Annotated in this window: 15 protein-coding genes; 10 read left to right on the top strand and 5 right to left on the bottom strand. The window is 57.5% G+C overall.

The window, feature by feature from the left end; all coding sequences use genetic code 11:
* The first annotated feature begins 3 nt into the window (after positions 1 to 3).
* Both GHO32_RS14110 and GHO32_RS14105 read left to right on the top strand, forming a co-directional pair.
* Positions 4 to 219, top strand: coding sequence for a dodecin (locus GHO32_RS14110; protein ID WP_048371152.1), 216 nt, complete (start codon positions 4 to 6; stop codon positions 217 to 219).
* A gap of 118 nt (positions 220 to 337) precedes the next feature.
* Entirely contained in the window at positions 338 to 562 is a 225-nt protein-coding gene (locus GHO32_RS14105) for a DUF1161 domain-containing protein (protein WP_048371153.1), read from the top strand.
* Between the two features lie 96 nt (positions 563 to 658).
* On the opposite strand, the gene GHO32_RS14100 is transcribed toward GHO32_RS14105, so the two are convergent.
* Complete coding sequence (locus GHO32_RS14100) at positions 659 to 1663, bottom strand: LLM class flavin-dependent oxidoreductase (protein ID WP_048389157.1); 1005 nt, start codon at positions 1661 to 1663, stop codon at positions 659 to 661.
* Positions 1664 to 1878: 215 nt separating this feature from the next.
* Between GHO32_RS14100 and GHO32_RS14095 the strand changes: the two genes are divergently transcribed.
* Positions 1879 to 2310 (top strand): OsmC family protein, encoded by a 432-nt coding sequence (locus GHO32_RS14095; RefSeq protein ID WP_048371157.1) that lies wholly within the window; start codon positions 1879 to 1881, stop codon positions 2308 to 2310.
* A 145-nt stretch (positions 2311 to 2455) separates the two neighbouring features.
* Positions 2456 to 2689 carry a DUF1161 domain-containing protein gene (locus tag GHO32_RS14090; protein WP_048371159.1) on the top strand — a complete coding sequence of 78 codons (234 nt, stop codon included), beginning with the start codon at positions 2456 to 2458 and terminating at the stop codon, positions 2687 to 2689.
* A 4-nt stretch (positions 2690 to 2693) separates the two neighbouring features.
* On the opposite strand, the gene GHO32_RS14085 is transcribed toward GHO32_RS14090, so the two are convergent.
* Positions 2694 to 3110 (bottom strand): hypothetical protein, encoded by a 417-nt coding sequence (locus tag GHO32_RS14085; RefSeq protein ID WP_153334376.1) that lies wholly within the window; start codon positions 3108 to 3110, stop codon positions 2694 to 2696.
* A gap of 125 nt (positions 3111 to 3235) precedes the next feature.
* Here GHO32_RS14085 and GHO32_RS14080 point away from each other — a divergent pair, with 125 nt between their 5' ends.
* The gene (locus GHO32_RS14080; RefSeq protein WP_153334378.1) at positions 3236 to 4303 is read left to right on the top strand and encodes an aminopeptidase; all 1068 of its coding nucleotides are present in this window, start codon (positions 3236 to 3238) and stop codon (positions 4301 to 4303) included.
* Here GHO32_RS14080 and GHO32_RS14075 read toward each other — a convergent pair.
* Positions 4300 to 4938 carry a dual specificity protein phosphatase family protein gene (locus GHO32_RS14075; protein ID WP_153334380.1) on the bottom strand — a complete coding sequence of 213 codons (639 nt, stop codon included), beginning with the start codon at positions 4936 to 4938 and terminating at the stop codon, positions 4300 to 4302. The two genes, GHO32_RS14080 and GHO32_RS14075, sit on opposite strands and share 4 nt — an antisense overlap.
* Positions 4939 to 5234: 296 nt before the next feature.
* Between GHO32_RS14075 and GHO32_RS14070 the strand changes: the two genes are divergently transcribed.
* The 3 genes from GHO32_RS14070 to GHO32_RS14060 are packed head-to-tail and all read left to right on the top strand — an operon-like array spanning position 5235 to position 9034.
* Entirely contained in the window at positions 5235 to 5981 is a 747-nt protein-coding gene (locus tag GHO32_RS14070) for a gluconate 2-dehydrogenase subunit 3 family protein (RefSeq protein WP_153334382.1), read from the top strand.
* Positions 5982 to 5983: 2 nt separating this feature from the next.
* Positions 5984 to 7768 (top strand): GMC family oxidoreductase, encoded by a 1785-nt coding sequence (locus GHO32_RS14065; protein WP_153334384.1) that lies wholly within the window; start codon positions 5984 to 5986, stop codon positions 7766 to 7768.
* Positions 7769 to 7780: 12 nt separating this feature from the next.
* The gene (locus GHO32_RS14060; protein ID WP_153334387.1) at positions 7781 to 9034 is read left to right on the top strand and encodes a cytochrome c; all 1254 of its coding nucleotides are present in this window, start codon (positions 7781 to 7783) and stop codon (positions 9032 to 9034) included.
* A gap of 50 nt (positions 9035 to 9084) precedes the next feature.
* On the opposite strand, the gene GHO32_RS14055 is transcribed toward GHO32_RS14060, so the two are convergent.
* Positions 9085 to 9585, bottom strand: coding sequence for a transporter substrate-binding domain-containing protein (locus tag GHO32_RS14055; RefSeq protein ID WP_153334389.1), 501 nt, complete (start codon positions 9583 to 9585; stop codon positions 9085 to 9087).
* 138 nt (positions 9586 to 9723) lie between these two features.
* Here GHO32_RS14055 and GHO32_RS14050 point away from each other — a divergent pair, with 138 nt between their 5' ends.
* On the top strand, positions 9724 to 10149 hold the full coding sequence (locus GHO32_RS14050; protein WP_153334391.1) for a DUF4399 domain-containing protein: 426 nt from the start codon (positions 9724 to 9726) through the stop codon (positions 10147 to 10149).
* A gap of 56 nt (positions 10150 to 10205) precedes the next feature.
* Here GHO32_RS14050 and serA read toward each other — a convergent pair whose 3' ends face one another.
* Positions 10206 to 11435 carry a phosphoglycerate dehydrogenase gene (gene serA / locus GHO32_RS14045; protein ID WP_048371173.1) on the bottom strand — a complete coding sequence of 410 codons (1230 nt, stop codon included), beginning with the start codon at positions 11433 to 11435 and terminating at the stop codon, positions 10206 to 10208.
* 206 nt (positions 11436 to 11641) lie between these two features.
* Here serA and GHO32_RS14040 point away from each other — a divergent pair, with 206 nt between their 5' ends.
* Complete coding sequence (locus tag GHO32_RS14040) at positions 11642 to 13036, top strand: FAD-binding oxidoreductase (RefSeq protein ID WP_048371175.1); 1395 nt, start codon at positions 11642 to 11644, stop codon at positions 13034 to 13036.
* Positions 13037 to 13046: the final 10 nt, after the last annotated feature.

Below are 13046 nucleotides of genomic sequence, written 5' to 3'. Positions count from 1 at the left end.
GTTATGTCTGACCATCACACCTACAAGAAAATCGAACTGGTAGGCTCGTCCCCAAGCAGCATAGAAGACGCCATCAGTCATGCACTGGCCGAAGCCAACAAAACCATCAAACACCTGGAATGGTTTGAGGTGCTGGACACGCGCGGGCATATCAAGGACGGCAAGGTGGCGCACTATCAGGTGACGCTGAAGGTCGGTTTCCGGATCGCCAGCAGCTGATCTGCGTCAGACTTTTAGCCAACAAACTGGCCGTTTGCCACAAAGTCCGCTAAACCCTCTGGGTGCGACATGAGCAGTCGTGTCGCACCCATTTTGTTTTGATCTGGGGAACTGACCGATGAAAAAGATTTTAGTGGCTGTAGCTTTACTGAGTCTGGCGGGCACTGCTTTCGCAGCGGGCAAGCCTTGTGAGGAACTGAAAAGCGAAATTGCTGCGAAGATTGATGCTAATGGCGTCCCGCACTATTCGCTGGAAGTGGTCGACAAGGGCACTGCCTCTGACGGAAAAGTCGTGGGCTCATGTGAAGGCGGCACCAAAGATATCGTTTACAAGCGCGGCTGATACCTTGAAATACACCTGTAGGAGCGAGCTTGCTCGCGATCTTTTGATTGTTTAAAAGCTCGCGAGCAAGCTCGCTCCTACAGGCTTTACGTGGGTTTAGGCCCCTTTCATGACTTGCGACAGCAGTTCGTAGGAATGAATACGGTCTGCATGCTCGTACAGGTCACAGGTAAAAATCAGCTCATCTGCCTGGGTCTGTTCGACCAGCACTTGCAGTTTGGCGCGGATTTTCTCGGGGCTGCCGACCATCGCCAGGCCCAAAAAGCTCATCACTGCTTCTTTCTCGTGGGGTAGCCACAGCCCGTCCATGGTTTTCACCGGCGCGCGCTGTACCAGGCTCTGCCCACGCATCAAGGCCAAAATGCGTTGCAGCACGGAGGTGGACAGGTATTCAGCCTGTTCATCAGTATCGGCCGCGACCAACGGCACACCCAACATCACATACGGCTTGTCGAGCACCGCCGAAGGCTTGAAGTGGTTGCGGTAGACGCGAATCGCTTCGTGCATCAAACGCGGTGCGAAATGTGAGGCGAAGGCGTAGGGCAAGCCACGCTCACCGGCCAGTTGCGCGCTGAACAAGCTTGACCCCAGCAACCACACGGGCACGTTGGTGCCGGTACCGGGCATGGCGATCACTCGCTGGTCCGGGGTGCGTGGGCCCAGGTAGCGCATCAGCTCGGCGACGTCTTCCGGGAAGTCGTCCGCGCTGCCGGAACGCTCACGGCGCAGGGCGCGGGCAGTCATTTGGTCGGAGCCCGGCGCACGGCCAAGGCCCAGGTCGATGCGCCCAGGGTAGAGGCTTTCGAGCGTGCCGAACTGCTCGGCAATCACCAGCGGTGCGTGGTTGGGCAGCATCACCCCGCCCGAACCGACGCGAATGGTCGAGGTGCCACCGGCCAGATAACCGATCAGCACCGAGGTCGCCGAGCTGGCGATGCCGTCCATGTTGTGGTGTTCGGCTACCCAAAAACGGTTGTAGCCAAACTTTTCTACGTGTTGGGCCAAATCCAGCGAGTTGTGCAACGACTGGGCGGCGCTACCGTTTTCGCGCACAGGCACCAGGTCGAGGGTCGAGAATTTGACATCAGACAATCGTTTCATCAGCTGGCTACTCCAAGTGAGGGGCAGGTTCAGGCACTCGCATTAACCCGCCAGTGATGACAGCAATATGGGCATATACCCGAGTTTCAATGGCATTCATCATTTGAGCCACGAAAAAATGCGATTTGTCCGACAGGATGAACTTTGTGGAGCCGACACCCCTCACAACCTCAGTCAAGGCGTGAAACCTTCACGCCGTTCTTCAGGAGGCACGTATGAGTATTAAAAAGACTGCATCGGCACACTGGGCAGGCGACCTCAAAACCGGCATCGGCTCCATCTCTACCGAGACGGGCGTGTTGCGCGACGCACCGTATGGCTTCAAGGCCCGCTTTGAAGGTGGCAAGGGCACCAACCCTGAAGAACTGATCGGCGCCGCCCATGCCGGCTGCTTTTCGATGGCCCTGTCGATGATTTTGGGCGATGCCGGGCTTAAGGCCGACAGCATCGACACCAAGGCTGAAGTCACCCTGGATCAAGTCGAGGGCGGGTTTGCGATTACTGCGGTGCACTTGATCCTCAAGGCCAAAATACCGGGCGCGACCCAGCAGCAATTCGATGAGCTGACCAAAAAAGCCAAAGAAGGCTGCCCGGTGTCCAAGGTGCTGAACGCCAAAATCACCCTCGACGCCACGCTGCAGGCCTGATCGATAGACCCAACGTACGCCCCCGCCTGCATCGCAGTGGGGGCGGCGTTTGCCCGGACAGTTCGCAGACACCGCCGAATGTGATCGAATAGCCGCCGATTGCGTCTGACCATTACTGTGCGTTCTGCAAGAAGGGAGTCTCATCATGAAACGTTTTGCTTTAGCGGTAATCAGTTGTGCTTTGGCCACCTCGGTATGGGCAGCGCCCAAGCCTTGCGACGAGTTGAAGGCTGAAATCGAAGCCAAGATTCAGGCCAATAACGTGTCGTCTTACACGCTCGAGATCGTGACCAATGACGAAGTACACGATCAGAACATGGTGGTAGGTTCGTGCGAAAACGGCACGAAGAAGATCATCTATCAGAAAAACGATAACTGACGGACTAAGGCAGGCAGTTCACCAGCCGCTCCTCGGCCAGCACCTTGCCTTCGGCGTTGTACAACCGCGCGTAAGCGTTAAAGCCCAGTGAGCGTGCCTGCAACCGGTAGCGTTGGCCGGGCTGGAAATCCGCGTAGTTGACGGAGAGGTAACACAGCCGCTCTTGCGGCTCGCTGAACATGCCCATCCCGCCGATAAACACTTCGTAGTCAAAGCGCACCATCAGCTCGTGGTTGCCGGGAGTTACCTGAAAATAACGCCCGTCGTTCAGGCGCTGGTTATCCAGACGCTCGGCCATGATCAGCTTGCCGGTTTGGGTTTCCAGATCAACCCAGGCCATGTTCGGGTCGTGTGGCGGCAGAGGCGTGCTGGCACAGGCGCTGAGCAGGCTGGCCGTGAGCAAGAGCAGAAGCGTGCGCATGGGAGTGTCCATCAAGTTGTGATGCATAAGCATAGCGCCAGACCACTCTCACAGGGTGCTGGGCTTTTTCTCACCCGTCACATAGGGTGTGTTTGCTGAGCACTTGTCGCCCACTGGACCGCACCATGCCCCTGACTGTTCGCTGCCTGATTGCCCTCGCCTTTCTACCTCTTTTATACGGTTGCTCCAGTACGGGTTACTACTCGCAATTGCTCACCGGCCAATGGCACGTGTTGCAAGCCCGCGAGCCGGTGGCCAAGGTGGTGGCCGACCCTCAGCGTGACCCTGTTTTGCGCCAGCATCTGGCCCGGTCCCAGGCGGCCCGGACCTTTGCCAGCGAACAGTTAAAGCTGCCTGACAACCAGAGTTATCGCCTGTACGCCGATATTCAGCGACCGTACGTGGTGTGGAATGTGTTTGCGACAGCGGAGTTTTCGCTCGACCCGGTCACCTATTGCTTCCCGGTGGCAGGGTGCGTGGCCTACCGGGGTTATTACTCACAGGGTGCCGCTCGCGGGGATGCCGCGCTCAAGCGCGAGCAAGGCATGGATGTGTGGGTTAGTGGGGTTGAGGCGTACTCGACCCTGGGCTGGTTTGATGACCCGATCCTTAACAGCATGCTGCACTGGGGCGATGAGCGGTTGGCCACGCTAATTTTTCACGAGCTGGCGCATCAGCGCTTTTATGTGAAGGACGACACCGAGTTCAACGAGTCATTTGCCAGCTTTGTCGAGCAGGAAGGCACGCGCCAATGGCGCGCCTATCAAGGGCTGCCAGCGGCACACACCATGGGTTTGCAGCAGCGCGAACAGTTTATTGCCTTGGTCCTGAGCACACGCCAGCGCCTGCAGCAGCTGTACACGCAAACGTTGCCGGCGGCTGAGATGCGTCAGCGTAAAGCCGCGGAGTTTGAGCGAATGCGCCGTGAATACCGTGCGCTGCGCGACCAGCAATGGGCGGGCAACAACCGCTACGACGCGTGGGTCAATGCCCCGATGAACAACGCCAAGCTGCTGCCGTTCGGGTTGTATGACCAATGGGTACCGGCCTTTGCGGCGTTGTTCAAGCAAACCGGCGGTGACTGGTCGGTGTTTTACAAGGCCGTTGAACAGCTGGGCAAGCTGCCACCGATGCAGCGCAAAGCGGCGCTGCGCCAGTGGGCCGGGGCTTTACCTGAGGCCAATAACCCTTAAGCCTTGGGGCTCAACCAGTTCTTGACCACGCAAGATGCGAACGGGCTGGTGCTGCACGCGCCGCTGGCCAGGGCCTGACGCAGTTTCGGGATATTGGCTTGGGTCATGTACTTGATGCCATCTTTGAAGTGCGAGTTTTCGCCAAAGCCACCTTGGGTCATTTCTTTCAGCGCGTCTTCTTTGCTCCAGTCCTGCACCACCACGCGATACATGGCTGCCATCAAGCCCGTGCGGTCGACACCATGTTTGCAGTGCATCAATACCGGGCCATGGGCCTGAGCTGTTTGAATGGCGCGCAAGGCGGCCAGTACATCGGCGTCATCGACATGATTGGTGCGGTACGGTAATTGGACCTGTTCAACCCCCGGGGTTTTTAACCAACTGCTGTCCGCTTCGGGCAGAAAGTTGATCACCGTGCCGATGTGCAGCTTGTCCAGCAAAGGCTGGGCCTGGTCATCGGGCAAGGCGCTGCGGTACAGCGTGGGCGACATTTGGTACAGGTTGTATTGCGCATCAACCGGCTGCGCCCATTGGGGCGGGCGCACCACGGCAAAATCATCGGCCATCGCCTGGGGCAGCGAAAACGCCGCCAATAATGTCAGGCACAGGGCAGGAGCAAACCGGGCTTTGGGCATGTCAGCGCAACCACTTCGACTAAAGGATAAGGAGGTGGCGCTAGAGTGAGTCAGGCCTGATAAAAACTGTGTGAGCCACTTGTCAAAAATTCGTGATTAGCCAGCGCTGTTGCAGCGTTGAGGTGCGGCAAAATTACGCATGAATCGATTCAGCCGCGCCCCTTACCTGCTAGTATTTGTAACTATTAATTGCTGATACCTATTTTTTAAGCTCATCTGCGACGCTTGTCGCTGCCAAAATGAAAGTTGCCACTGAGCAACTGCTACCCGTGAATGTCTGAAGAGGTGCCCCTCCCATGTCTGAACAAGACAACCCGCGGCGTGAGTTTTTGCGCAAAACCCTAACGCTGATTCCGGTAGTCACTGTGGCAAGCACCGGCCTCGGCGGTTCTGTGCTCATGGCGACACCTGCTGAGGGCGCCACAGCCACACCTGAACCTGTGGGGCGCACGTCTTCCCCTGCCACACCTTATGAGCCGACGTATTTCACGGCCCAAGAGTGGGCATTTCTAAACGCTGCGGTAGCACGCCTGATCCCCGCCGACGAGCAAGGCCCCGGCGCTCTGGAAGCTGGCGTCCCGGAATACATAGACCGGCAAATGCATACACCGTACGCCAGCGGAGCCCTGTGGTTCATGCAGGGTCCGTTCAATACCGATGCGCCGGCCGAGATGGGCTGGCAGAGCAAGCTTGTGCCCAAACAGATCTACCGCTTGGGCATCGCTGCCACGGAGGCACTGTGCAAATCGACCTATAACTCAACATTTGCTGGGCTAGACAGCGCTACCCGAGACGAAGTGCTCAAACAGCTGGAGGCCGGAACGCCCCACTTCGAGAACGTCCCGGCCAAGATGTTTTTCAGTTTCCTGCTGCAAAACACTAAGGAAGGCTTCTTTTGCGACCCCATTCACGGCGGCAACAAGGGCATGGTCGGCTGGACCATGATCGGCTTCCCCGGCGCTCGCGCTGACTTTATGGACTGGGTCGAACGCAACGAGCAGTACCCCTTCCCGGCAGTTTCCATTCGCGGCGAGAGGGCCTGAGCATGTCGACCGTTATGAAAAAAGTTGATGCCGTCATCGTTGGTTTCGGCTGGACCGGCGCGATCATGGCCAAAGAGTTAACCGAAGCCGGTCTAAACGTTGTAGCCCTTGAGCGCGGCCCGATGCAGGACACGTACCCGGACGGTAACTACCCTCAGGTCATCGACGAACTGACATACAGCGTGCGCAAAAAGCTCTTTCAGGATGTATCGAAAGAAACCGTGACCATTCGCCATAGTGTCAATGACGTGGCCTTGCCCAATCGCCAGCTGGGAGCATTTTTGCCTGGCAACGGTGTGGGCGGCGCCGGGTTGCACTGGTCGGGGGTACATTTTCGGGTTGACCCGATTGAACTGCGCATGCGCAGCCACTACGAAGAACGCTACGGCAAAAACTTTATCCCCAAGGACATGACCATCCAGGACTTCGGCGTCAGTTATGAAGAACTGGAGCCGTTCTTCGATTACGCCGAAAAAGTGTTCGGCACCTCGGGCCAGGCCTGGACCGTGAACGGCCGCATTGTGGGCGAAGGCCGGGGTGGCAACCCGTATGCGGCGGATCGTTCCGACCACTTTCCGCTGGTATCGCAAAAGAACACGGTGTCGGCCCAGCTCTTCCAGAAAGCGGCCACTGACGTGGGCTACAAACCGTATAACCTGCCGTCGGCCAATACATCAGGGCCTTATACCAACCCGTATGGCGCACAAATGGGGCCGTGCAACTTCTGCGGTTTCTGCAGCGGTTATGTCTGCTACATGTACTCCAAAGCCTCGCCTAACGTGAACATTTTGCCCGCGCTCAAGCCGCTGCCCAACTTTGAGTTGCGCCCTGACGCCCATGTGATTCGGGTCAACCTGGACAGCACCAAGAGCAAAGCCACGGGCGTCACTTACATCGACGCGCTGGGCCGTGAAATCGAACAACCGGCAGACCTGGTGATTTTGGGTGCGTTCCAGTTCCACAACGTGCGCTTGATGCTGCTCTCGGGCATCGGCAAACCGTACGACCCGAAAACCGGCGAAGGGGTGGTCGGCAAAAACTTCGCGTACCAGAACATGGGCACCATCAAGGCCTATTTCGATAAAGAGGTGCACACCAACAACTTTATCGGTGCGGGCGGTAATGGCGTGGCCATTGATGATTTCAACGCCGATAACTTTGACCACGGGCCACATGGCTTTGTGGGTGGCTCGCCGATGTGGGTCAACCAGGCCGGCAGCCGTCCCATTGCCGGCACGTCCAACCCACCTGGCACACCGGCCTGGGGCAGCGCCTGGAAAAAAGCCACCGCTGATTACTACACCCACCAGGTATCAATGGACGCGCACGGCGCGCATCAATCCTACCGTGGTAACTATCTCGATCTAGACCCGGTTTATCGCGATGCCTACGGTCAGCCTCTTTTGCGGATGACCTTCGACTGGCAAGAAAACGACATCAAAATGAACCGTTTCATGATGGAGAAAATGGGCAAGATCGCCGAAGCGATGAACCCCAAAGCCATCGCCCTGCTCGGTAAAAAAGTGGGTGAACACTTCAACACCGCGTCCTACCAGACCACTCACCTGAACGGCGGCGCGATCATGGGCACTGACCCAAAAACCAGTGCGCTGAACCGTTACCTGCAATCGTGGGACGTACACAACGTGTTTGTACCGGGCGCTTCGGCGTTCCCGCAGGGGCTGGGTTACAACCCGACCGGTCTTGTGGCCGCGCTGACCTACTGGTCGGCCAGGGCGATCCGCGAACAGTACCTGAAAAACCCCGGCCCACTGGTTCAGGCATAAGGAGCGATGACCATGAAATCAGTTGTTATCGCGACCTTGGCACTGCTGGGCAGTTTTTCGGCGCTGGCTGCTGAAGTCGATCAGACAGCCTTGATCAAACACGGTGAGTACCTGGCGCGAGCCGGTGACTGTGTGGCGTGTCATACGGCCAAAGGTGGCAAGCCTTTCGCTGGCGGCCTGCCCATGGAAACCCCGATCGGTACGATTTACTCGACCAACATCACTCCGGACCCGAGCGGCATCGGCGCCTACAGCTTTGACGATTTCGACAACGCTGTGCGCCATGGCATCGCCAAAAACGGCAGCACGTTGTACCCGGCGATGCCTTACCCGTCTTACGCGCGGGTCAACCAGGCCGACATGCAAGCGCTGTATGCCTACTTCATGCAGGGCGTTAAGCCGGTCGCTGCCGAGAACCGAGCGGTCGATATTCCCTGGCCGTTAAGCATGCGTTGGCCATTGGCTATGTGGCGCTGGACGTTTGCCCCCGCAGTGGCCGACTTCACCCCTGCCCCTGGGCAAAATCCGGTGGTGAGTCGCGGTGCGTATCTGGTGGAAGGTCTAGGACATTGCGGCGCATGCCATACCCCACGGGCGCTGACCATGCAGGAAAAAGCCTTGAGCGCGACAGAGGGCAGCACGTTTCTGTCGGGCAGTGCGCCGCTGGAAGGCTGGATCGCGAAGAACCTGCGCGGCGACCACAAGGACGGCCTGGGCAGTTGGAGCGAAGAACAACTGGTGCAGTTTCTCAAGACCGGCCGCAGTGATCGCAGCGCGGTGTTCGGCGGTATGAGCGACGTGATCGTACACAGCATGCAGTACATGTCTGATGCCGACCTGACCGCTATCGCTCGCTACTTGAAGACATTACCTGCGGTCGATTCGGCAGACAGACCTCATAAATATGACCCGACAGTGCCCGATGCCTTATGGAACGGTAATGACAACAAGCGCGGTGCGGCGGTGTACATCGACAACTGTGCGGCCTGCCATCGCACCGATGGGTATGGCTACACCCGTGTGTTCCCGGCATTGGCGGGTAACCCGGTATTGCAATCAGACGACCCGACTTCGCTGATTCACATTGTGCTTAAAGGCGGGACCTTACCGGCCACGCACACCGCGCCCTCAACCTTTACCATGCCGGGTTTCGACTGGAGGCTGTCGGATCAGGAAGTAGCCGATGTGGTCAATTTCATTCGTACCAGTTGGGGCAATAAAGGCGATGAGGTGAAACCGGCACAGGTGAAGGCGTTGCGCGACTAAGGACGCGGACACACACCATAGCCCCGGGCACTCTTGCGCAGCGCCTGGGGTTATTGATCTGAAGTCTGGGGCTCAGTCGCGTCATTGGCCAGCCACTTCTCTGACAATGCCGCCAGACGGCCATCCGCCTTGATGCGCTGCAAGGCTTTGTCCAGGCTGCCCTGAAACGCCGGGTTGTCTTTCTGGAAAGGGATCGCCACCTCGGGCGAGGCTAAATAAGGTTCGCTGAAATCGAACCGATCCTGAAGTTCAGGAGTCATAGCAATGTGGTTGATGGCCACGTCGTACTTGCCGCTCTCGACCCCCGAAAGCAGGTCATCACTGTCTGTGACCAAGAGCGAGGAATTGACCTCCAGCTCCCGGGCCAGCATTTCGCCCAGTTCGACGTCAAAGCCGGTCAAGTGGCCATCCTGCTGGAAGCTGTAAGGGGCCTGGTTGCCCTCAAGTGCGATGCGCAATTCACCACGATCGTTTACGTCGTCCATCAGTTCTGCGTGAGCAAAAGGACTCGCCAATGGCAATAAAAGCATCAGGCCTGGCAAAAAACGCATGGTCACTCCTTTGAATTTAATGAAAGCGATTCGCAATAAGCGCTCGCTTTGCTTTATGTTGGTCAACTGCGGCGTTGGACAGCAGATCTGCTCAAAGTTGTGCATGCCCGACGATTTTTTCAAAAACCGGAGATACAAATGAAAGCTCTACTGTCTCGTGTTGCGTTGGCTTCTGTGTTGATGGGCGCTTCGGTTCTGGCCCTGGCTGCCACTCCCGCGCCTGAGGGCGCAAAAGTGTCGATTACCTCCCCGGCGGATGGCGCCACGGTGGATAAAACCTTCACCGTAAAATTCGGCATTGAAGGCATCGACCTCAAACCCGCTGGCGATCCGGCCCCACATTCTGGCCATCACCACTTGCTGGTCGATGTTGACCAGCCGATTGCACCAGGCCAGGTGATCCCGACTGACGAACACCACCTGCATTTCGGCAAAGCGCAGACTGAAACCCAACTGACCCTGGCCCCAGGCAAACACACCTTGCAGCTTGAGCTGGGCGACACCGGCCACCAAGCCTTCGACCCGGTGATCGTGTCGAAGAAAATTACGGTTAATGTGAAGTAAGTACAGCAGTCAAAAAAAAGGGAGACCCGAGGGTCTCCCTTTTTATTGCGCGCGATTTAGAACAGCACGCGGCAACGGATGGTGCCGTTGATGCTTTGCAGCTTCTCTTGCGCCAGGTCCGAGGACTCGGCGTCGACGTCGATCACCACATAACCCACTTTTTCGTTGGTTTGCAGGAACTGGCCGGAGATGTTGATACCGTTTTCGGCGAAGACCTTGTTGATCTCGCTCATCACACCCGGGATGTTCTCGTGGATGTGCAGCAAACGGTGCTTGCCAGGGTGAGCCGGCAGGGCCACTTCCGGGAAGTTGACAGACGATACGGAGGTACCGTTGTCGCTGTACTTGACCAGTTTTTCTGCCACTTCCAGACCGATGTTGGCTTGGGCTTCAGCGGTGGAACCACCGATGTGCGGGGTCAGGATCACGTTGTCCAGGCCACGCAGCGGGCTTTCGAACACGTCGTCGTTGGAACGCGGCTCAACCGGGAACACGTCGATAGCGGCGCCGATCAGGTGCTTGTCCTTGATCGCGTCAGCCAGGGCGTCCAGCTCAACCACGGTGCCACGTGCGGCGTTGATCAGAATGCCGCCCTTTTTGATGGCGCGGATTTCTTTCTCGCCGATCATCCACTGGGTAGCCGGGGTTTCAGGCACGTGCAGGGTCACGATGTCGGACATGCCCAACAGTTCGTGCAGGTTGCCGACCTGAGTGGCGTTGCCCAATGGCAGCTTGGTCACGGTGTCGTAGAAGAACACTTGCATGCCCAGGCCTTCAGCCAGTACCGACAGCTGAGTACCAATCGAACCATAACCGACGATACCGAGCTTTTTGCCACGGATTTCGAAGGAGTTGGCCGCGCTTTTGATCCAGCCACCACGGTGGCAGGAAGCGTTTTTCTCAGGGATGCCGCGCAGCAACAGGATCGCTTCAGCCAGCACCAACTCAGCCACCGAACGGGTGTTGGAGTAAGGGGCGTTGAATACAGCGATACCGCGTTCGCGAGCAGCGTTGAGATCGACTTGGTTGGTGCCGATGCAGAAACAACCAACAGCCACCAGTTTCTTGGCGCAGTCGAACACTTCTTCGGTCAGCTGAGTACGGGAACGGATGCCGATGAAATGGGCATCAGCGATCTTTTCCTTCAGCAGGGCTTCAGGCAAGGAACTGGTGATGTACTCGATACTGGTGTAACCAGCAGACTTCAGTACTTCAACAGCGGATTGGTGGACGCCTTCTAAAAGAAGGAACTTGATCTTGCTCTTATCGAGAGAAGTCTTGCTCATCTGCGTAAACCTGTGTCCCAGAGAAAAAATGGCAGGGAATGGACAGCCTGAGCTGGCCTGGCCGGCGTGAAGACCGGCACCGTGAATCGTCCTACGGCTCGATTCGACGGGGGGGTCGTATGCTAGCATAAGCGCCCCGCTAAACACCCATTCCTGCGACGTGAAGCGTACTCAGGATGACCATGAATTGTTCGAGAGTTCTGTTGATGACCCATCCTGCCGTAATTGAAGAGCTGAAGACCCTGGTAGAGCCTGGCAAGGTTCTTACCGATGCTGATTCCCTTAATGCTTACGGCAAGGACTGGACCAAGCATTTCGCTCCAGCGCCCACCGCGATCGTCTTCCCGAAAACCATCGAACAGGTCCAGGCCATCGTGCGTTGGGCCAACACCCACAAGGTCGCGCTGGTGCCATCGGGCGGGCGCACTGGCTTGTCGGCAGCAGCCGTTGCGGCGAATGGCGAAGTGGTGGTGTCTTTCGATTACATGAACCAGGTGCTCGACCTCAACCTGACCGACCGCACAGCGGTCTGCCAGCCGGGCGTGGTCACTAAGGCCCTGCAAAACCTGGCCGAAGAAAACGGTCTGTACTACCCGGTGGACTTCGCCTCGGCCGGTTCCAGCCAGATTGGCGGCAACATCGGCACCAATGCCGGCGGGATCAAGGTGATTCGCTACGGCATGACCCGCAACTGGGTGGCGGGCATGAAAGTGGTGACCGGCAAGGGCGACGTGCTGGAACTGAACAAAGACCTGATCAAAAACGCCACCGGCTATGACATGCGCCAGCTGTTTATCGGCGCCGAAGGCACGTTGGGCTTTGTGGTCGAAGCTACCATGCGCCTGGACCGGGCACCGAAAAACCTGACCGCCATGGTGCTCGGCACCGCCGACTTCGATGCCATCATGCCGGTGCTGCATGCCTTCCAGAGCAAACTGGATCTGACGGCTTTTGAATTCTTCTCTGACAAGGCATTGGCCAAAGTCATGGCCCGTGGCGACGTACCTTCGCCGTTTGACACGGACTGCCCGTTCTACGCGCTGCTGGAATTTGAAGCGACCACTGAAGAAGTGGCCAACACCGCCCTGGAAACCTTCGAGCACTGCGTCGAGCAAGGCTGGGTACTGGACGGCGTGATGAGCCAGAGCGAAACCCAGCTGCACAACCTGTGGAAGCTGCGTGAGTACATCTCCGAGACCATTTCGCACTGGACGCCGTACAAAAACGACATTTCGGTCACCGTGTCGAAAGTACCGGCCTTCTTGAAAGAAATTGACGCCATCGTCGGCGAATACTACCCGGACTTCGAGATTGTCTGGTTCGGCCACATCGGCGACGGCAACCTACACTTGAACATTCTCAAGCCCGAGAACCTGAGCAAGGACGAGTTCTTTGCCAAGTGCGCGACGGTCAACAAATGGGTCTTTGAAACGGTCGAGAAGTACAACGGCTCGATCTCGGCAGAACACGGCGTGGGCATGACCAAACGTGATTACTTGACCTACAGCCGCTCGCCGGTTGAGATCGAGTACATGAAAGCCCTCAAGGCCGTGTTCGACCCGAACGGCATCATGAACCCAGGCAAGATTTTTGCGGTTTAACTAACCCCCA

The organism is Pseudomonas sp. FSL R10-2189, assembly GCF_009600325.1.
Lineage (GTDB): Bacteria > Pseudomonadota > Gammaproteobacteria > Pseudomonadales > Pseudomonadaceae > Aquipseudomonas > Aquipseudomonas helleri.
The sequence above is the reverse complement of the archived record's forward strand: the minus strand, read 5'-3'. Positions and strand labels throughout refer to the sequence as shown.